Below are 17,384 nucleotides of genomic sequence, written 5' to 3'. Positions count from 1 at the left end.
GAGCTGCCTTCCGTTTCTGATTGATGCCCCGTCTGGCCCGCCGCTGTCCGGCGTGACCGATCGCTCTTTCGGGAAAATTTAACCGTAAAATCTTGACGAGAAGTTTCATGGTCGCGCCGCGCGCGGCCGGGCCGGCCGTTTTCGCGACGGCAAAAGCAAAACGGCCGGCGCTTGCGGCGCCGGCCGTTTGAAATCAGCTGATGCCGACGATCAGTTGCGAACCGTGATGCAGGAGATCTCGGCGCGCTTCAGCGTCTTGCAAGCCGCCTCGGCCTGATCGCGCTCGAGGCCGGCAAAGCGGGCGCGATAGAGCTTGCGATTATCCTTGGCGACCACCTCGGTGAACGGATCCGCCTTGCTGAGCAGGCCGCGGGCCGAGCTGCGCGCGAGGTCGATGCGCTTGTTGGCCTCGCCCTCGGACTCCAGCGCGCCAACCTGGATGATCCAGCCGGTGTGCGCGGCGCTCGGCTTTGCGGAGCTGGTCGGCGGAGCGGCCTGCAGGCTGCGGGTAGCGGGTTCAATCGACGCCACGGCCTGCGGCGCAGGGGCAGCGGGTACATGGACGGCCGAGGCCGGCAGCACGCCGAGGATGCCATTTCCGGTGCCGAAATTGGCCGGCTGCCGCGGCATTTCGGGCCTCGAGGTCTCGGCGGCCCGCGCCATCATCGCATTGGAGGTCTCGGGGACTTCGCCGCGCGCGGGGATCGTGTTGGTGACCGGAGGCGCGGACTGGGCCGGGCCGGCCGCGGCGAGCTTGATCTGGCCGGCTTTGACCTGCACCGTCTTCACCTTCACCGGCTTCATCGGTTCAGCCGAGCCGGGGATCGCGGCGATCGGCTGGGTCTGGATCACGCCTGAGGTCAGCGGCGCCGGCTCGGGCTTGGCCTGCGGCTCCGGCTTGGCCGGGAGCGGCGGCAGCGCGGCGGCGGCCGCCGCCATCAGCGAGGGTTTGCTGGCCGGGCGCGGCGCCTGGATCGTGGCAGCTGCAGCGGCGGGCTCCGACGCGGCGACCGGCGAGGTGTCCGGCGCGCGCGCATTATCCGCGTCGGCGACCTCGACATTGGCGTCGGCCGGATTGCGTTCGGTGATCGCGGCGGCGGTGCGGGTGGTCGCGGCCTTCCCGACGTTCTCTGCGAGCAGGTTGCGCATGATGGCGTCACGCGAGCCGCCGCTGCGGCCGCCGAGCACCACGCCGACCAGGAAGCGATTGCCGCGGCGCATCGAGGTCACGAGGTTGAAGCCGGAGGCGCGGGTGTAGCCGGTCTTGATACCGTCAACGCCCTCGACGTTGCCGAGCAGATGGTTGTGGTTGCGGATCGATTGGCCGCGGAAGTTAAACACCGAGGTCGAGAAGTAGCGGTAATAGCGCGGGAAGCGATCCTGGATCGCGCGGCCGAGGGTCGATTGATCGCGCGCCGTCGTCACCTGCTCATCGTTGGGCAGGCCAGAGGCGTTGCGATAAACGGTCCGGCTCATGCCGAGCGCACGGGCCTTGCGGGTCATCATCCGGGCGAAATCGTCTTCGCTGCCGCCGATCGCCTCGGCAATCACGACCGCGGCGTCATTGGCCGAGCGGGTGACCAGGCCCTTGATGGCGTCTTCGACCTTGATGGTCGAGCCGGGCCGCAGGCCAAGCTTGGTCGGGTCCTGTTCGGAGGCGTGCTCGGACACCGGCATTTCGGTGTCGAGCTTCATCTTCCCGGAATCGAGGCGCTCGAACAGCAGATAGAGCGTCATGATCTTGGTCAGCGAGGCGGGGTGGCGCAGGCCGTCGGGACTGGTGGCGGTGAGCACCGAACCGGTGTTGCCATCGACGATGATCGACGCGAATTGCGGGCTGTAGCTCTCGCGCGCTTCCTGGCTGTGGTGGTGACGGGCGTAGTGGCGCCGGTGACGGCGCGCCTCGGCGCTATCACTCGTGATCAGGATCGCCGTCGTGACGGTCACGAGCCCAAGAACGCCAACTCGCAGCGCCCGCGAGGAGGCCAAGGTTGTTCGAAGCATCTACTTCCCCGTCCCAATTTCTATCTAGATCACTGGCTCGTGAGGCGAAATTGTGCCCGGCGGCCATTGATCCTTGCCTGCGCAACAAACCACTTCGGGCAGAACCATCGGCCCACGTGGCGGCTCAGGTCGCTCTTCTAGCTAAGGTGTTGTTCACAAACAGCTTTCGAGGCTGCCTGTCGGAAGGCGAACAAAGTCCGGGAATCAGGTTAGGCGGACCGAGTTTCCAAAAGATTAAGCAACCGTTGCGTAGTCCCCCGGGGTTTATCGCAAATGCCGGAGATTCGGGGCTGTGTGATTGTGCGATGCACAATATTCATTGACTCTATTGTGCGATGCGATATGGCTATCGGCGTCAGGGGGCCGGGAGCTTCCCGGCAATGGGAATTTGCGCCTTCAAGTCTGGGAAAAGGAATTCCATCCATGGTCAAGATCGAAGACATTCAGAACTACGGCAAAGAGCATTTCGAGTCGGTCACCGCGTCGGCCAACAACTTGCAGAGCGGCGTTCAGGCCATCGCCACCGCCTATGGCGACTATGCCAAGAAGTCCTTTGAGGACACCAAGTCGTTCGTCGAGAAGCTGTCGGGCGTGAAGTCGCTGGACAAGGCGCTCGAGGCGCAGACCGAGTACCTGCGCTCGTCCTACGAGACCTTCGTTGCGGAATCGCAGAAGATCGCCGGCCTGTACAGCGACTGCGCCAAGCAGACCTTCAAGCCCTATGAGGGCCTGGTCTCCAAGTTCGCGCCGGCCGCTCAGTAAGCGACCAGGACAAACGAAAAGCCCGGCCGTTTGGCCGGGCTTTTTTGTTGTGCCTGAAGCGGGCAGCTATTTCGCCAGCCGCAGCTTGCTGAGGGCGGTTCCGATCGTGTTGAACGTCGTCAGGATCTGGGTCGAACTGGTCAGCATGAAGAATTTGTCGGGCGTGCTGGCGCAGTTCTTCAGGACGGTTGAGGTCGGATCGGCGGGCGAGTGCGTGTTCACCTGGATCGTATAGATCGTGTACAGCGGCTGGCCGCTGGAGTCCTTCGCGGCCTGCAGGTTCTGGCACAGCAGGGACTGCCTGGCGTCGATCGGGTTGCCGGAAGCCTGCGTGCGGCCGTCGCCGTATTCGGGCCAGCGGTCCTCGGTGTTCAGACCGTCGGACAGGAGAATGATGACCCGGTTGTAGGTCGTGTTGGAGTCCTCCGCCGGGGTGTTCAACGGGCCGCCCACCAGCAGCGACTGCCATGCCCACGCCAGGCCGACCGCCTGGTTGGTGCCGCCGGTCGGCTGCATCGCGTTGACCGCATTCTTGAGCGCGGTCCAGTTGTAGCTCAGCGGAATGATCGGCTCGAGCTGCGGCGAGGAGTTGCTGCTGCAGTAGGAGTAGCCGTTCTCAAACAACTCGTTGGCCGGGAACAGCGTGGTGGCGTCGGATGACGCCGGCAGCACGCCGGTCGCATCGTTCGGCTGGGTGCGGTCGGCGATGCAGCCCGTCCAGTTGCCGATCGGGTTGGTGGACGCTTGCCGCCAGTCGTTCTTCACGGTGGGGATCTGGTTCGTCGAGGTCCATTGATTGTTGGTCCATCCGACTACGGCGCTGACCCGGGGCTGGCCCTGGTTGTCGGCCGTGTCGTTGGGGCCGGGCTGCGTCCAGTCGTGGGTGTACAGCTTGCCGGTGCATTGATAGACGCCGCCGGAGGTGCCGCAACTGCAGCCGGAGACATCGTTACCGGAGGAATTCTTCGGACAGCTGCACGACGTCGAGCCGCTGCAGAACACTCCGGTGCCGACCTGCGTGCTCACCCAGCAGCCGTTGTAGCGCGTGTAGGAGTTCGCATCGACGCTGGGGCAGATGTAGCCTGAATAGGTCCCGCTCGAGGGGATGTAGTTCGCGTTGCCCGTATTGGTCGGGCTCTTCTGGCAGGTGAAGCCGCCGCTGTTGCTGGTCCACGGGCATCGCGCACCGGGTCCGACCGCGTGCCAGTTCATCGGCAGACTTGCCTGCATGGTGCCGTTGGCGGGCTGCGTGGTCGGCGGATTGAGCCAGTCGGTCCAGTCGATCCAGCTCTGGCCGACATTGCTGCTGCCGACATTGACGACCTTCTCGAACGGAATGATGGAGATATAGACGTCACCATTGTTCTTGCTCAGCGCGCTGAGCTGGTCGATCAGTCCGCCGGTTCCGGCCACCGCGTTGCGCAGCGCGGTGATCTTGTTGTCGTCCGACATCGATCCCGTGTTGTCGAGGGCGAGGGCGACGCGCATCTTGACGTTGCCCCAGGTGGTGGTCGTCGAGCTCTTGAAACCCAGCGTCGGAAAACCGGCCAGCTGCATGAAATCGGATTTGATGTGGCCGGATCCGCCCAGCAGGATGGTTGCCGCCGCGCTTGAGGTCGGGGTGGTGTAGTTGGCCGTGACGGAAATGCCCTGGCCGTCCTTGTTGGTGTAAAGTGCGGTGAAATAGGTCTGCGCCTTGCTCGGGATATCCGCAGCCGTGATGTTGCCCATGGTCAGATCCTTGGACAGCATCAGCGCGGCCGAATCGAGCGCCGCCTGCATCGCGGAGCGGGCGTTGTTGGCGCGGGTATAGTCGATCGCGGCTCCCACGAAAGCGAGGAGCGGCAGCATTGCGAAGGTGAAGATCACCGCGACATTGCCGCTATTTGCCCTGGAAAACCGGCGAGCAACCGCGCAGACGCGATCGGAAATGGCTGAACCAAGCATGGCACTCTCGTCGAAATGAATTGCGGTGGCATCTCGACCGGCGCCGCTAAACAGATGGTGAATCGGGCGCGGGAAACCCGGCAGGGTGGCGCGGGGGAGGCTCAAAAGCCGGGCAAAAGCGCTGGCTATCCTCAATGACGTCTAAATTGGCGGCCCGACTCCTTTGTCAAATCAGGCAGAAATGATTAACCTTCCGAGGGTTGCCGCGCCGGGAATCGGACCGGTGGGCCGCGCCGGGTCTGCGCTTGCGGCAGGACCTCGCGAGGCCCATATTCGGGAGGTCGATCCGGCCGCCGGATCGGACCGGGAGCGGCAATCTGGAAAGCATTGCTGGGGGTTCCGCGATCAGTCTTGCGGCAGTCGCGACCACCATCCAATTGCCATCCGGTTTCCCGCCATCCGGTTTCCCTTGGGGAATTCGAACGCCTGAGCCATGCTGCGATCCACGTTGACAGTCCCGATTTCCGAGCCGGTTTCGTCGATGCCGGCGGTGGCCGCCGCGCCGGCGCCGAAAATGAACAATGATGACAACCGCAATGGGACGGGCAGCGGCCCGTCGACCTCGGTCATCACCAAGGTCAAGCCGAAGACCAAGCGCCCGAACCTGTACCGCGTCCTGATCCTGAACGACGACTACACGCCGATGGAGTTCGTCGTTCACGTGCTGGAACGCTTCTTCAACAAGGACGCCGAGGCGGCGACCAAGATCATGCTGCACGTTCACCACCACGGGATCGGCGAGTGCGGCGTTTTTACCTACGAGATCGCCGAGACCAAAGTGACGCAAGTCATGGACTTCGCGCGCAAGCATCAGCATCCACTGCAATGCGTGATGGAAAAGAAATAGCTCGCTGGAACGACTGACCCGCCGCGGGGCGCGGAACGGGTCTTGCATCGCGGTTTTTGATGATGGTGAACGGCGTTCCCGTACGATCACGGGGCGCCGCCACGCGACGCCCCGATGCCCCGAATTTAGAAGAAAACCATCATCGCGGGACCGGTCTTTCGCCACGATCCGCCGTAACTATATCAAAGGCGATCACGAAGGTTGTTATTGCCTGACCCGGTAATGGCGATCATGATGGCAGGGGGCCATAGAGGACGCGAATGCCAACTTTTTCCCAAAGCCTTGAACAATCGCTGCACCGTGCATTGGCGATCGCAAACGAGCGTCACCATCAATACGCGACGCTCGAACATCTGCTGCTGTCGCTGATCGATGACTCGGATGCGGCGGCTGTGATGCGGGCCTGCAGCGTCGATCTCGACAAGCTCAGGACGAGCCTCGTTAATTATCTCGAGACCGAATTCGAAAACCTGGTGACTGACGGCGCCGATGACGCGAAGCCGACCGCCGGGTTCCAGCGCGTGATCCAGCGCGCGGTGATTCACGTCCAGTCGTCCGGTCGCGAGGAAGTGACCGGCGCCAACGTCCTGATCGCGATCTTCGCCGAGCGCGAGAGCCATGCCGCGTACTTCCTGCAGGAGCAGGACATGACGCGCTACGACGCCGTCAACTACATCAGCCACGGCATCGCCAAGAGGCCCGGCGTGTCCGAGGCGCGGCCGGTGCGCGGCGTCGACGAGGAAACGGAGACCAAGGGCAACGAGGACGCCAAGAAGAAGGGCGAGGCGCTCGAGACCTATTGCGTCAACCTCAACAAGAAGGCGCGCGACGGCAAGATCGATCCGGTGATCGGCCGCAATGCCGAGATCAACCGTGCGATCCAGGTCTTGTGCCGCCGCCAGAAGAACAACCCGCTGTTCGTCGGCGAAGCCGGCGTCGGCAAGACTGCGATCGCCGAAGGCCTCGCCAAGCGCATCGTCGACAGCGACGTGCCGGAAGTGCTGGCGGCCGCGACCGTGTTCTCGCTCGACATGGGCACGCTGCTCGCGGGCACCCGCTATCGCGGCGATTTCGAGGAGCGGCTCAAGCAGGTCCTGAAGGAGCTGGAGGCGCATCCGAACGCCATCCTGTTCATCGACGAGATCCACACCGTGATCGGCGCCGGCGCCACCTCCGGCGGCGCGATGGATGCGTCCAATCTGCTGAAGCCCGCGCTGGCTTCGGGCACGATCCGCTGCATGGGCTCGACCACCTACAAGGAATACCGTCAGCACTTCGAGAAGGACCGCGCGCTGGTGCGGCGCTTCCAGAAGATCGACGTCAACGAGCCGACGGTGGAAGACGCGATCGCGATCCTCAAGGGCCTGAAGCCCTATTTCGAGGATTACCATCGGCTGAAATACACCAATGAGGCGATCGAGGCGGCGGTGCAGCTGTCGTCGCGCTACATCCACGACCGCAAGCTGCCCGACAAGGCGATCGACGTGATCGACGAGTCCGGCGCGGCGCAGATGTTGGTCGCCGAGAGCAAGCGCAAGAAGACGATCGGCATCAAGGAGATCGAGACCACGATCGCGACCATGGCGCGGATCCCGCCGAAGAGCGTGTCGAAGGACGATGCCGAGGTGCTGAAGCATCTCGAGCAGACCCTGAAGCGCACGGTGTTCGGCCAGGACAAGGCGATCGAGTCGCTGGCGGCGTCGATCAAGCTGGCGCGAGCCGGCCTGCGCGAGCCGGAGAAGCCGATCGGCAGCTATTTGTTCTCGGGTCCGACCGGCGTCGGCAAGACCGAGGTGGCCAAGCAACTCGCGGCGTCGCTCGGTGTCGAGCTGCTGCGCTTCGACATGTCCGAATACATGGAGCGGCACACCGTGTCGCGCCTGATCGGCGCGCCTCCCGGCTATGTCGGCTTCGACCAGGGCGGCCTGCTCACCGATGGCGTGGATCAGCATCCGCATTGCGTGGTGCTGCTCGACGAGATCGAGAAGGCGCACCCGGATCTCTACAACGTGCTGCTGCAGATCATGGATCATGGTCGACTCACCGACCACAACGGCAAGCAGGTCAACTTCCGCAACGTGATCCTGATCATGACCACGAATGCCGGCGCGGCCGATCTTGCGCGGCAGGCCTTCGGCTTCACTCGCTCGAAGCGGGAAGGCGACGATCACGAGGCGATCAATCGCCAGTTCGCGCCGGAGTTCCGCAACCGGCTGGATGCGATCGTCTCCTTCGCGCACCTCAATGCCGAGGTGATCGGCATGGTGGTCGAGAAGTTCGTGCTGCAACTCGAGGCGCAACTCGCCGACCGCGACGTCACGATCGAGCTGTCCGAGCCTGCCAAGGCCTGGCTGATCGAGCACGGCTATGACGAGCAGATGGGCGCACGTCCGATGGCGCGCATCATTCAGGAGCACATCAAGAAGCCGCTCGCGGATGAGGTGCTGTTCGGCCAGCTCAAGGGCGGCGGACACGTCCGCGTCATCCTGGTCAAGGACGAGGCGACCGCCAAGGACAAGATCGGCTTCGAATATGTCGAGGGCCCGGTCACGCCGAAGCCCGAGAACCTTCCGCCGCGCAAGCGCAAGCCGCCGAAGGGTGGTCCCAACGGCGGCGGAGGCGGCACCAAGGGGCCGGCCTCAAAGGGGCCGATGGTCAAGGTCTGAGGCGCGAGCGAACAACCAAACGAAAAGGCCGGCTGAACAGCCGGCCTTTTTGTTTGCGGCGGTGGAGGGCCCCGATGCGATCCGCATTGCACGCGGCGTCACTCGCCCTTCAGGCGCTGGCCCTCATGGACCCGGACCTGGTCGGCGCCGCGGCTGCCGGCCGAGGACAGCCGCAGCGTGCTGAGCACGGCGCCCACGACGGCAAAGCCGACGCCGACCATCAGCGAGATCCGGGTGCCGTCAGCCGGATAGCGCGCCAGCAAGAGTGCCACCAGGGCGGCGCCGATGGTCTGTCCGAGCAGGCGCGCGGTCCCTAGCATGCCGCTGGCACCGCCCGAGCGCTCGCGCGGGGCGGCGGCGATCATGGTGCGGTTGTTCGGGGTCTGGAACAGGCCGAAGCCGGCGCCGGCGAGCGCCATGCGCCAGATCACGTCGATCGGCGTGGCGTTGGCCGGCATCAAGGCCAGTGTGCCCAATCCGGTCGCGAACAGCAGCAGGCCGATGCCGCCGAGCAGGCCGGCCGGATAGCGTTCCACCAGCCAGCCCGCGAGCGGGGCGGCGAACGCGACCGCGATCGGCCAGGGCGTGATCAACAGGCCGATCTGAACCGCCGAATATCCGAAATGGTTTTCGAGATAGAACGGCATTGCGACAAAGGCCAGCATCTGACCGCAGAACGAGGCGATCGAGGTGCCGATCGAGAGCGCGAAGATCGGAATTCGTAGCAGGTCGACGGGCAGCAGCGGCGACGGCAGATGCTGCTGCCGCCGGTACAGCAAATGCGAGGCGACCGCGGCGACGGCGAACTCCAACGCGCAGAGATACAGCGCCCCGCCGTGGCCGGCGCTGTCGATCGCGCTGATGCCGAACCCGAACGCGATGGCGCTCAGCGCGGCGCTCTGCCAGTCGAAGGCGTGAACCGCCGGCCTGGTGTGCGGCAGGAAGCGCCAACCCAGCGCCAGCGTGACGATGCCGAGCGGGACATTGATGGCAAACAGATACGGCCAGGTCCCGACCGCCAGGATGAACGAGGCGATGGTCGGGCCGACCGCGGCCGAGATCGCGACCACCAGCGCGTTGACGCCGATGCCGCGGTCAAGCTGCGAATGCGGGTAGATGAAGCGGACCAGCGCGGTGTTGACGCTGAGGATTCCGGCAGCGCCAAACCCCTGCAGGATGCGGGCGACCGTCAGCAGCGGCAGCGTATGCGACAGCGCGCAGAACAGCGAGGCCAGCGTGAACAGCAACAGCCCCGCCAGATAGACGCGGCGATAGCCGATGATTTCGCCGAGCGAGGCCAGCGGCAGCAGCGAGATCGTGATCGCCAATTGATAGCCGTTGACGATCCAGATCGAGAACGCGGGGCTGGCGTTCAGATCCCGGGCAATGGTCGGCAGCGCAACATTGGCGATCGAGCCGTCGACGACGGCCATCACGAGGCCGAGCGCGATCGTGAGAATGGCCCAATTGCGCTGCGGCTGCGGCAGCCCGTCGGGATGCTCGATGATCGCGGACGACATGTCGTGGAGTGGCTCTCGGGTTCCGGCGTTGCGGGGATTACCGCATGCTGGATTAGCCCGGCCTTTGCAACCCCGAATGCCGGATGTCGGCCGCGACGGAAACGATGGCTCCGAGCCGAGCTGGCTCAGCCCTGGCCGAGCAACTCATTGATGCGCCGCTGCAGCTGCCGCTTCTTGATCTCGCTGCGGCGGACCCGCTCGTCGAGATCGCTGACCGGCGTGTCCGAGGTCATGATCCGGAAGGCGAGGCCGACCTTGTTGGCCTGGCGCCAGATCAGGCGGGCCAGGAACGAGCGGCCCTTGCGTGCGACGCTGAGATTGATCTCTTCGGGCAGATGCACAGCATCGCCAAATTCAACGCAGGCACCGCCTTCGCTGATGTTGCGAACGACGCAATCCATCGTCGAGCCGCGTTCATTGATCTCCGCAACCGCACCATAAAACACCTTGTCGCGTACGCTCTGGCGCCGGTCCTGCATGGGAAATCCTCCAAATGAACGGCACGACTGTACCGGTCCGCCTCAGCGAAAAGAAGGGCGCCGGGGGAACCCGTTGCAGTTAGTGTAAATATTTGCATCCGTGAGGGCGTGGATTCCCGGGTATTTTTTGCGCCGCAAAGACCCCGGGCCTTGGTTTCTTCCTTTGGCGCGTTTTCTTAACGCGAACCGGTATCCGCTTCGCTCGAAAACGCTTTAGTTCGGCCGCCGGCTTTGCCGCCAGTCGCGCGGCGACAGGCCGTAGTGGTCGCGGAACACGCGGCCGAAATGCGAGAGATCGTTAAAGCCCCAGGCGAATGCGATCTCGCCGATGTGGCGATGCGCGTGCGCCGGCGAGGCGAGGTCGCGCTTGCAGCGCTCCAGCCGCTGCGCCAGCACGAAGCGCTGGAACGAGGTGTCCTCGTCGGCCAGCAGGCTGTTGACGTAGCGCGGCGAGATGCCGAGTGCGGCGGCGGTTTCGGTGAGGCCGAGCTCGGGGTTAGGCAGATGCGCGAGCACATGCGCCTTCAGCCGGTAGAGCAGCGCGCAGCGGTGGGTCGAGGCGGGCAGCGCGGCGCCGCCGAGCCGCTCGCTCATCGCCATCGCGAGCAGGTCGGCAGCCTGGTCGGCGAGGCGGATCGCGTTGTCAGGATCGAGCTTGTCGGCGATCTCGGAGAGCCCTGCGATGAACTGCCAGGCGAGCCGCTGCACGGGACGATCCGATGTGAACGTGGTCGCAGTTAAGCCCTGGGTGCCGGCGAAGCGCCGGTGCAGCATGGCGCGCGGCACCTGGAAGATGGTCTGCGTGAAGTCGGCGTTGAAGCGCAATTCATAGGGCCGGGTGGTGTCGTAGAATGCGAACTCGCCGGGCTGGATCACGGTCTCGCGGCCGTCCTGCAGCACGGCGCCAGCGCCGCTCCGGCCGAGCGCGAACAGCACAAAATCCTCGCTGGCGCGTGCGATCCGCGACGGCGTGCGCAGCACCCGTTGCTGGCTCGACGAGACAACGGAGCATTTCACCGCGCCCAGCTGCTCGCTAGTGATGGCGCCGTGGAAGGCGGTGCCGAGATCGGACTTGCAGTCGAGCTGCACGAAGACGTCGCAGACGATGTCCTGCCAGAGCGCAAGGCGCCGATGGGTGGGCGCGTCTTCCGTGGTGAACAGGGCCGGCATGATTTCCTCCCTTCACGAGTGCAAACGCTGGCCACGCGAACAAAGCAAGCTTCATACCGGGGGCGGCTGGGGAATCTCCTCCGCAGTCGAATTTTCCTTCCGTCCTGGTCGAACGGCGTGCCCGGTCCCGGGGCAGCATGATGTCAGAGGCCGCCATGGCCGATCAAGCACGAACCGGCCGGAAGCGTCGGCCGCGAGGAGGACATCATGGGCATCCAACATCCGAAATACCGCGTTGCGGTGGTACAGGCCGCACCTGCCTGGCTCGACCTCGACGGCTCCATCGCCAAGTCCATCGCGCTGATCGAGGAGGCCGCCGCCAAAGGGGCGAAGCTGATCGCGTTTCCCGAGGCCTTCATCCCCGGCTATCCCTGGTACATCTGGCTGGACTCGCCGGCCTGGGCGATCGGGCGCGGCTTTGTGCAGCGCTATTTCGACAACTCGCTCAGCTACGACAGCCCGCAGGCCGAGAAGCTGCGGCTCGCGGTGAAGAAGGCCGGCATGACCGCGGTGCTCGGCCTGTCCGAGCGCGACGGCGGCAGCCTCTATCTCGCGCAATGGTTGATCGGGCCCGACGGCGAGACTATCGCCAAGCGGCGCAAGCTGCGGCCGACCCATGCCGAGCGCACCGTCTATGGCGAGGGCGACGGCAGCGACCTTGCGGTGCATGACCGCCCCGGCATCGGCCGGCTCGGCGCGCTGTGCTGCTGGGAGCATCTGCAGCCGCTGTCGAAATACGCGATGTACGCCCAGAACGAGCAGGTTCATGTCGCGGCTTGGCCGAGCTTCTCGCTGTACGATCCGTTCGCGCCGGCGCTCGGCTGGGAGGTCAACAACGCGGCCTCGCGGGTCTATGCGGTCGAGGGCTCGTGCTTCGTGCTGGCGCCCTGCGCCACGGTCTCGCAGGCGATGGTCGACGAGATGTGCGACCGCGACGACAAGCACGCGCTGCTGCATGTCGGCGGCGGACACGCCGCGATCTACGGGCCGGACGGCAGCTCGATCGCCGAGAAGCTGCCGCCCGAGCAGGAGGGCCTGTTGCTCGCCGATATCGATCTCGGCGCGATCGGGATCGCCAAGAACGCCGCCGATCCGGCCGGGCACTATTCGCGCCCCGATGTCACGCGTCTGCTGCTGAACAAGAAGCCCTCGAAGCGAGTCGAGCACTTCGCGCTGCCGCTCGACAGTCTTGAGGAGATCGACGCGGCCGCGAACTGAATGCACGACATCCAATCGGAGGCGACTGCCATGGAATCCGCGATTCCCTCTCACCTGCAGACAGAGCGGACCCGTCATCGTCGCGTGCCCGACGACTACGCGCCGCCTTATCCGTCCTATGTCGCGCGCCACAAGCCTGCGGTGGCACGCCTGATCATGGCCTATTTCGGCGTGCAGTTTCGCAGCGAACTGACTGCCGCGGCGAACGAGGCGCTCGCATCGATCGCAAAACGCTTTGCGGGCGAGAACGGCCCGACGCATTGGGATCGTGCGCAACATGTCGACCAGGCCGGCTTCACCAACGTCGTCTCGGTTGCCTATTGGGACGACGCCGGGCGTTTCGACGCCTGGTTCGACGGCGCGCGCGAGACCTGGACCGGCAGCGGCGCCACTGAGGGCGTCGGCCGCTTCATCGAGGTGCTGCGGCCGCATGTTGCGCGCTACGAGACGCTGTTCTCGTCGCTTGGCCGTCCGGAGGGTGTCGCTGTGCTCGCCGATGGCATGAGCGGCGAGGTGCAGGAGCACGCCTATTGGGGCGGCATGCGCGACCGCATCCCGCTGTCGCAGACCGACGCGATATTGCCGACCGGCGAGCCGCGCGTGATCCGCGACGGTGCCTGCATCCGCGTGATCGCGCATGACAATCTCTGCCTGATCCGCTCCGGACAGGACTGGAGCGACACCGAAGCGTCGGAACGCAAGATGTATCTCGACGATGTCGAGCCGGTGCTGCGCGAGGGCATGGATTTCCTGCGCGACGATGGCGTGCCGATCGGCTGCTACGCCAACCGCTACATGCGCGTTGTCGATGCCGAGGGCAGGCTGACCGAAAAGTCCTACGGCCAGAGCTGGTGGAAGAGCCTCGCGGCGCTGGAGCGCTGGGCGGAATCGCACCCGACCCATGTCAGGATTTTTGGCGCGGCGATGAAGTATCTCTCGACCTTGGGGCCGAACGCCAAGCTCAGGCTGTATCACGAGGTCACGGTGGCAGCCGCCGACGAGCAGTTCTTCGAATATCTCGGCTGCCACGAACGGACCGGCATGCTCACCGCCGTACAGGTCGCGGCAGACCAGCCAAGTTGAGTTAGCCCTAAGAGACGGTCGTGAGAGGTAGCTTCATCATGACCGGGCCCTGTCCGCGCCCATGCCTGACAAGAAGCGAGAGGGAGCATTTTGCCTCCGCTTGTCGTCCCCCGGCTTGACCGGGGGACCCAGTACGCCGCGGCTTCTCCGTGATGACTGGTGTCTCTGGAATACTGGATCGCCCGGTCAAGCCGGGCGATGACACCGTGAGTTGGCCAAGCGATCGTGCACTCAGCTTTGCGCTACGCCACGCGCTCGCGCAACCCCTTGGCGACTTCCTTCTGCGCGTCGAACTCGCGGCGCAGGCGGGCCAGCTCCTCGGCGCTCAGCGCATCGGCGTTGCTGTAGTCGCGCTTCCAGGCAGCGTCCGCGCTCCAGCGCAGCGGCGACTGCACGGTGGTCTGCGGGCCGGGCGCGGACTCCAGCACGCGCAGCGCCAGCTCCAGCGTGAACGCCTGCGAGGCGACGTCCTGCGGCTTGCCGGCGGAATTGCCGAGCGGGAAGTCGGAGAACAGGAGGCGCGGCACCGCGGCGTGCTCGACGATATCCTTGGCGCAGCCCATCACGACCGTGGAGATGCCGTTGGCTTCGAGATGCCGCGCCACCAGGCTGACGGTCTGGTGGCAGACCGGGCAGTTTGGCACCAGCACCGCGGCGTCGACCTTGTCGTCACGGCCGCGCTTGAGGATTTCGGGCGCGTCGGTCTCGATGGTGACGCGATGGCTGCGGTTGGTCGGGGCGCCGAAGAAGCGCGGGGCGACGTCGCCGATCGTGCCGGCCGCGGCGAGACGCTTGAGCTGTGCCAGTGGGAACCAGGTGCCGCTGTCGGTCGCCGTGGTGTGGGTGCGGTCATAGGCGATGTGCGAAATCCTTAAGTCCTGTGGCTTTGACGTGTCGCCGTCATAGACCGCATAGAACTTGGCCCCGCCATTGTATTTCGCGCCGGGACCCTGGTCGCCCCTGGCGGGATCGAAGGGCGCTGCCGTCGTGATGATGGCGACGCGGGACTGGTTCAACGGCTTCTTCAGGGGCTGGAACGGGGCGGAGGTGTAATGCGCCCAGCGGTAGGGGGTGGTGTAGCCGATCGCCGCGTAATAATCGCGGGTCCGCTTCATATAGCCGATCGGGGCGTCGTCGTCGGGGGCAAAGCCGAGTTGATCGTCCGAAGCTGCGGCCATTTTGCGCTCCCTTTTGCGCGCCATCATTTCAGTCCATAGCTAGACCACGAGCTTGCGGTGTCAAGCCACGCCGCGCGGGAACAGATTTGCGATGCGAACGGGTCGTTGCGCCGCATGGGTCATGCTTGTGTTGCTGGTGTCGCCGGTCGGCGCCGGCGCCGAGGACGCGCCTGCCGCAGCCCCGGCGCCGCCGCCGTCCGCCGAGCAGCCCGCAGCGCCGCCCGCTGACCAGCCCGCCGCGCCCGCCGAGAAACCCGCCGCGGCGCCGGCAGATCAGCCTGCGCCACCGCCGGGAGAGCAGGCTGCGCCATCGGCCGAGAAACCTGCACCCCCCGCGGATACGCCGGCGACACAGGCCGAGAAACCTGCGGCAACGACTGAGAAACCCGCGGACGACGCGCGCGAGAGCGACACCCGCGAGGCGATGTGCCTGATGATCGAGTCGGCGGCGCGGGCCAACGACCTGCCGCTCGAATTCTTCGCGCGCGTGATCTGGCAGGAGAGCCGCTTCCAGGCCGATGCGGTTGGTCCGATGACGCGCAACGGCCAGCGCGCGCAGGGCATCGCGCAATTCATGCCGGGCACGGCAAACGAGCGCGGGCTGCTGGATCCTTTCAATCCGGTGCAGGCGCTGCCGAAGTCAGCCGAATTCCTCAGCGAGCTGCGCAACCAGTTCGGCAATCTCGGCCTCGCGGCCGCGGCCTACAATGCCGGCCCGCGCCGGATCCAGGACTGGCTCGCCGGCTCCGGCTACATGCCGCAGGAGACGCGCAATTACGTCTCCGCGATCACCGGCTCCAGCGTCGACGACTGGGCCGCCGCCGGGCGCAACGGCAAGATGCCGCAGCGCGCGCCGACCACGAGCTGCCGCGAGCTGATGGCGCTGCTGAAGCGCGCGCCTAACCCGTTCGTCGCAGGGCTCGAGCAGCACATCACGCTGTCGGCGGCCAAGGTCTGGGGCGTGCAGCTTGCCGCCGGCTTCAGCCGCGACAAGGCGCTCGCGATGTATGCCCGCGCCATCAAGCGCCTTGCCAACGTGATCGGCGATCAGGATCCGAGTTTGCTGAGCTCACGGCTTCGCACCCGCGGCAGCGCGACCTTCTACCAAGTGCGCATCGGCGCCGACACGCGCCCCGAAGCCGACGGCCTGTGCAGCCGTATCCGCAAGGCGGGCGGGGCGTGCTTTGTGCTGAAGAACAGGGCGTGATTGCGTAGCCCGGATGAAGCGAAGCGAAATCCGGGACGTTGGCGTCGGGCGCGATCCCCGGATTACGCTGCGCTCCATCCGGGCTACTGCATACCCGCCGTGCGCCGTCTCTTGCTTGACCCTGCGTTGTCCGCGCCCTAATCCGCCGCGATTGCAAAACCATCCGGTTCCCCGTGGCGCTTCCTCCGCTCGATTCTCCGCAATGGCACACCTCGTTCCGCGCCTTCCTGTGGGGCGCACGGTCGATCGGCGCGACCGTGCTGACCCTGGTGCTGTTTGCGACCTATCTCGGCATCGGCGCGCTGGCGCATGATTCCGGCTTCTCGCTGGGCTGGACCCTGGCAAGCACGGCGTTTGTCTGGGCCGGTCCTGCGCAGATCATCGTGATCACGACGCTCGGCTCCGGCGCCACCGTGCTGCAATCGGCAATCGCGGTCACCGTCAGCGCGATCCGCCTGTTCCCGATGGTGGTCTCGGTGTTGCCGATGATGCGCACCGAACAGACCAAGCGGCGGCATCTGATCCTGGTGGCGCATCTCACCGCCGTCACGCTGTGGGTCGAATGCTTCCGCTTCCTGCCGCAGGTGCCGCGCAACCGGCGGATCGCCTTCATCCACGGGCTCGGCTGCGGGCTGGTCACGGTCTGCCTGATCGCCAACATGTTCGGTTACATGCTCGCGGCCAACCTCACGCCGCTGTTCGCCGCCGGAATGCTGATGCTGACGCCGCTCGCCTTCCTGTTCTCCACGGCGCGCAATTGTCGCGAGCTCGCCGATGTCATCGCGCTGGTGCTCGGTCTATTGCTGTTCCCGCTGGCGGCGATGCTGAACAGCGGCGTCGACATCCTGGTCAGCGGGGTCGTCGCGGGCACCATCGCCTATGCCGTGCACCGGGCGAGGGCGGGCATCGTCGGGGCGCGCGCATGAGTACCTTCATCGGCGACTGGCACGCGCTCGCGATCCTGTTCGTCGCGGGCGTCATCCCCAACCAGATCTGGCGCATGCTCGGCCTGTGGTTCGGCGGCGGCATCGACGAGAACTCCGAGCTCTTGGTCTGGGTGAGGGCGGTCGCCACCGCGATCCTCGCCGGCATCATCGCGCAGATCGTGGTGCAGCCGCCGGGCGCGCTCGCCAGCGTGCCGGACTGGCTGCGTTACGGCGCCGTCGCCGCGGGCTTTGTCGTGTTCATGCTGGCGAGGAAGTCGATCTTCGCCGGCGTGATCGCGGGCGAGATCGTCATGATCGCAGGCAAATACTGGCTCGGCTGATTGCGGCGTCCGCATTATCCGCTACTCTCGCTCCCC

Annotated in this window: 15 protein-coding genes; 8 read left to right on the top strand and 7 right to left on the bottom strand. The window is 65.5% G+C overall.

What is annotated here, in order from left to right; genetic code table 11:
* Positions 1–210: 210 nt before the first annotated feature.
* On the bottom strand, positions 211–2,004 hold the full coding sequence (locus ACVWYP_RS28665) for a serine hydrolase (protein WP_304495678.1): 1,794 nt from the start codon (positions 2,002–2,004) through the stop codon (positions 211–213).
* A 423-nt stretch (positions 2,005–2,427) separates the two neighbouring features.
* On the opposite strand from ACVWYP_RS28665, the gene ACVWYP_RS28660 reads away from it, so the two are divergent.
* A complete protein-coding gene (locus tag ACVWYP_RS28660; RefSeq protein ID WP_016844841.1) occupies positions 2,428–2,766 on the top strand; it encodes a phasin family protein in 339 nt (112 codons plus the stop codon).
* Positions 2,767–2,832: 66 nt separating this feature from the next.
* Here the strand turns inward: ACVWYP_RS28660 and ACVWYP_RS28655 are convergent, their stop codons facing one another.
* Positions 2,833–4,713, bottom strand: coding sequence for a TadE/TadG family type IV pilus assembly protein (locus ACVWYP_RS28655; protein WP_304495677.1), 1,881 nt, complete (start codon positions 4,711–4,713; stop codon positions 2,833–2,835).
* 345 nt (positions 4,714–5,058) lie between these two features.
* The gene (locus tag ACVWYP_RS28650) at positions 5,059–5,235 is read right to left on the bottom strand and encodes a hypothetical protein (protein WP_304495676.1); all 177 of its coding nucleotides are present in this window, start codon (positions 5,233–5,235) and stop codon (positions 5,059–5,061) included.
* Here ACVWYP_RS28650 and clpS point away from each other — a divergent pair.
* Both clpS and clpA read left to right on the top strand, forming a co-directional pair.
* Complete coding sequence (gene clpS / locus ACVWYP_RS28645; RefSeq protein WP_028343354.1) at positions 5,228–5,560, top strand: ATP-dependent Clp protease adapter ClpS; 333 nt, start codon at positions 5,228–5,230, stop codon at positions 5,558–5,560. The two genes, ACVWYP_RS28650 and clpS, sit on opposite strands and share 8 nt — an antisense overlap.
* A 260-nt stretch (positions 5,561–5,820) precedes the next feature.
* A complete protein-coding gene (gene clpA, locus ACVWYP_RS28640) occupies positions 5,821–8,226 on the top strand; it encodes an ATP-dependent Clp protease ATP-binding subunit ClpA (protein ID WP_028336408.1) in 2,406 nt (801 codons plus the stop codon).
* Positions 8,227–8,324: 98 nt separating this feature from the next.
* Here the strand turns inward: clpA and ACVWYP_RS28635 are convergent, their stop codons facing one another.
* From ACVWYP_RS28635 to ACVWYP_RS28625, 3 genes are all read right to left on the bottom strand, one after another.
* Entirely contained in the window at positions 8,325–9,746 is a 1,422-nt protein-coding gene (locus ACVWYP_RS28635) for an MFS transporter (RefSeq protein ID WP_304495674.1), read from the bottom strand.
* A 125-nt stretch (positions 9,747–9,871) separates the two neighbouring features.
* Entirely contained in the window at positions 9,872–10,225 is a 354-nt protein-coding gene (locus tag ACVWYP_RS28630) for a PilZ domain-containing protein (RefSeq protein ID WP_028343353.1), read from the bottom strand.
* Between the two features lie 213 nt (positions 10,226–10,438).
* Entirely contained in the window at positions 10,439–11,395 is a 957-nt protein-coding gene (locus tag ACVWYP_RS28625; protein WP_304495673.1) for an AraC-like ligand-binding domain-containing protein, read from the bottom strand.
* Between the two features lie 207 nt (positions 11,396–11,602).
* On the opposite strand from ACVWYP_RS28625, the gene ACVWYP_RS28620 reads away from it, so the two are divergent.
* Positions 11,603–12,613: a carbon-nitrogen hydrolase family protein gene (locus ACVWYP_RS28620; RefSeq protein WP_453945982.1), complete on the top strand. Its 1,011-nt coding sequence runs from the start codon at positions 11,603–11,605 to the stop codon at positions 12,611–12,613.
* A 30-nt stretch (positions 12,614–12,643) separates the two neighbouring features.
* The gene (locus ACVWYP_RS28615; protein ID WP_304495672.1) at positions 12,644–13,696 is read left to right on the top strand and encodes a phenylacetaldoxime dehydratase family protein; all 1,053 of its coding nucleotides are present in this window, start codon (positions 12,644–12,646) and stop codon (positions 13,694–13,696) included.
* Positions 13,697–13,938: 242 nt separating this feature from the next.
* Here the strand turns inward: ACVWYP_RS28615 and ACVWYP_RS28610 are convergent, their stop codons facing one another.
* Positions 13,939–14,874: a glycine/sarcosine/betaine reductase selenoprotein B family protein gene (locus ACVWYP_RS28610; RefSeq protein WP_304495671.1), complete on the bottom strand. Its 936-nt coding sequence runs from the start codon at positions 14,872–14,874 to the stop codon at positions 13,939–13,941.
* A gap of 121 nt (positions 14,875–14,995) precedes the next feature.
* Here ACVWYP_RS28610 and ACVWYP_RS28605 point away from each other — a divergent pair, with 121 nt between their 5' ends.
* The 3 genes from ACVWYP_RS28605 (at position 14,996) to ACVWYP_RS28595 (ending at position 17,348) form a co-directional block, all read left to right on the top strand.
* On the top strand, positions 14,996–16,081 hold the full coding sequence (locus ACVWYP_RS28605) for a lytic transglycosylase domain-containing protein (RefSeq protein ID WP_028343347.1): 1,086 nt from the start codon (positions 14,996–14,998) through the stop codon (positions 16,079–16,081).
* Positions 16,082–16,254: 173 nt separating this feature from the next.
* Entirely contained in the window at positions 16,255–17,007 is a 753-nt protein-coding gene (locus tag ACVWYP_RS28600; RefSeq protein WP_028343346.1) for an AzlC family ABC transporter permease, read from the top strand.
* Complete coding sequence (locus ACVWYP_RS28595) at positions 17,004–17,348, top strand: AzlD domain-containing protein (protein ID WP_028343345.1); 345 nt, start codon at positions 17,004–17,006, stop codon at positions 17,346–17,348. Before ACVWYP_RS28600 ends, ACVWYP_RS28595 begins: the two co-directional genes overlap by 4 nt.
* Positions 17,349–17,384: the final 36 nt, after the last annotated feature.

This window comes from Bradyrhizobium sp. USDA 3262 (assembly GCF_054060035.1).
Note: the sequence above shows the minus strand (reverse complement) of the source record. Positions and strands in the feature narration are given on the sequence as shown.

Coding starts and splice junctions, on each gene's coding strand:
- ACVWYP_RS28625 (WP_304495673.1), bottom strand. CDS start 11,395: ATGCCGGCCCTGTTCACCACGGAAGACGCGCCCACCCATCGGCGCCTT.
- ACVWYP_RS28635 (WP_304495674.1), bottom strand. CDS start 9,746: ATGTCGTCCGCGATCATCGAGCATCCCGACGGGCTGCCGCAGCCGCAG.
- ACVWYP_RS28615 (WP_304495672.1), top strand. CDS start 12,644: ATGGAATCCGCGATTCCCTCTCACCTGCAGACAGAGCGGACCCGTCAT.
- ACVWYP_RS28665 (WP_304495678.1), bottom strand. CDS start 2,004: ATGCTTCGAACAACCTTGGCCTCCTCGCGGGCGCTGCGAGTTGGCGTT.
- ACVWYP_RS28660 (WP_016844841.1), top strand. CDS start 2,428: ATGGTCAAGATCGAAGACATTCAGAACTACGGCAAAGAGCATTTCGAG.
- ACVWYP_RS28620 (WP_453945982.1), top strand. CDS start 11,603: ATGGGCATCCAACATCCGAAATACCGCGTTGCGGTGGTACAGGCCGCA.
- ACVWYP_RS28655 (WP_304495677.1), bottom strand. CDS start 4,713: ATGCTTGGTTCAGCCATTTCCGATCGCGTCTGCGCGGTTGCTCGCCGG.
- ACVWYP_RS28630 (WP_028343353.1), bottom strand. CDS start 10,225: ATGCAGGACCGGCGCCAGAGCGTACGCGACAAGGTGTTTTATGGTGCG.
- ACVWYP_RS28610 (WP_304495671.1), bottom strand. CDS start 14,874: ATGGCCGCAGCTTCGGACGATCAACTCGGCTTTGCCCCCGACGACGAC.
- clpS (WP_028343354.1), top strand. CDS start 5,228: ATGAACAATGATGACAACCGCAATGGGACGGGCAGCGGCCCGTCGACC.
- ACVWYP_RS28605 (WP_028343347.1), top strand. CDS start 14,996: ATGCTTGTGTTGCTGGTGTCGCCGGTCGGCGCCGGCGCCGAGGACGCG.
- clpA (WP_028336408.1), top strand. CDS start 5,821: ATGCCAACTTTTTCCCAAAGCCTTGAACAATCGCTGCACCGTGCATTG.
- ACVWYP_RS28595 (WP_028343345.1), top strand. CDS start 17,004: ATGAGTACCTTCATCGGCGACTGGCACGCGCTCGCGATCCTGTTCGTC.